The sequence below is a fragment of the Flavitalea antarctica genome, from assembly GCF_054461535.1.
Genome location: NZ_JBTLQG010000088.1, coordinates 1 through 1095, shown reverse-complemented (window position 1 = coordinate 1095; position 1095 = coordinate 1). Strand labels below are relative to the sequence as shown.

The following is a 1095-nucleotide window of genomic DNA, read 5'->3' as shown; positions in this document are numbered from 1 at the left end:
CCCCGCTTGTTTTTTCTCGATTCCATATCGTGTCAAAGTTATTGGAATTTCGTGTCCGGGAAAACTGGACCATCTCAAGCAACGCCAGGATTTTTTCTGGCTTAACATTGCTGGCCGTTAACTCTTCACTATCATTAATAGTCTCCCGAATAAAGTCAAACGCTTCATTTTTTACAATTTCTGCTATGGAAAAATCTTTCCCATCTGTGGTTTGAAAAATCAATTCACCATATGAGAAGTCCCCAAGTAGTGGGAATTCGACGTCATTAAAACACTTCTGGCAAGTATTTCGGAAGTTATAAACGGTCCTTATCTTCTTATTTTTTTGCATAGAAGATGCGAATCTAGAATGACGCACAACGTGGAAGTATTGGCGAAGGCGGGCACAGCTTGATGTTTTGTTCCTCATGTAACTGGCCGCCCGCTTTTGCCAATATCATGTTGTGTGCAGCCGATCTAATAATTTAGGTCAAAAATGTAATAATCGCTTTACCAGTTTTCGCAGCTGACGCAAATGCTTGTTCAACCATTGCATAGTGATCAAACAAAAACTCCTTACTATCTGGATGATCCCAGCCTTCGGGATATATTCCTAGTTCCATCATCTGTTGTGGATTATAACGAGCTTGCAATTCTGGTTTGGAGATTCGTGTCAGCTGCTCATTAATTTCTATAACGTCCTCAGAAGAAAGATAATTAGCTGGACCATATCCTAAATCCTGATTCTCGTCGATGAACTGCTCGCTAAAAAGAACTTTTTTAAGCGGGTGTTCGCTTTCATCCGCAATACCAGCGCCTGTCAGTAAAAAATGAACACCTTCCCATGACTTGTCTATGAAAATTAAGTTCGGATCCTCCGGATCCGCTTGATCTCCGAAAATCCGATCTTCGAACCTCGAACTGTCTTGCAAATAAAGATTGAGTTCCTCGCTGCTAACGATTAGCAGGTTGCCTACCATACTCATAAAATAGAATTGAAATAATTATCGCCTGCCACAAAATACGCCAGGTTGCACACAACGGGGATGTATTGCCGAAGGCGGCCCGAAGGTATTTTTAAATTTCATGAATGTTAATGGCCGCTTTTGGCAATAC

The 1095-nt window shown here is 41.3% G+C and carries 2 protein-coding genes; both read right to left on the bottom strand.

The genetic code is table 11. The features are described 5' to 3' along the window. Positions 1-331 (bottom strand): hypothetical protein (locus ACX0G7_RS27295; protein WP_458926717.1); only part of this gene is annotated, 331 nt, incomplete at its 3' end. A gap of 133 nt (positions 332-464) precedes the next feature. After that, positions 465-965 carry a YfbM family protein gene (locus ACX0G7_RS27290; protein ID WP_458926716.1) on the bottom strand — a complete coding sequence of 167 codons (501 nt, stop codon included), beginning with the start codon at positions 963-965 and terminating at the stop codon, positions 465-467. Positions 966-1095: the final 130 nt, after the last annotated feature.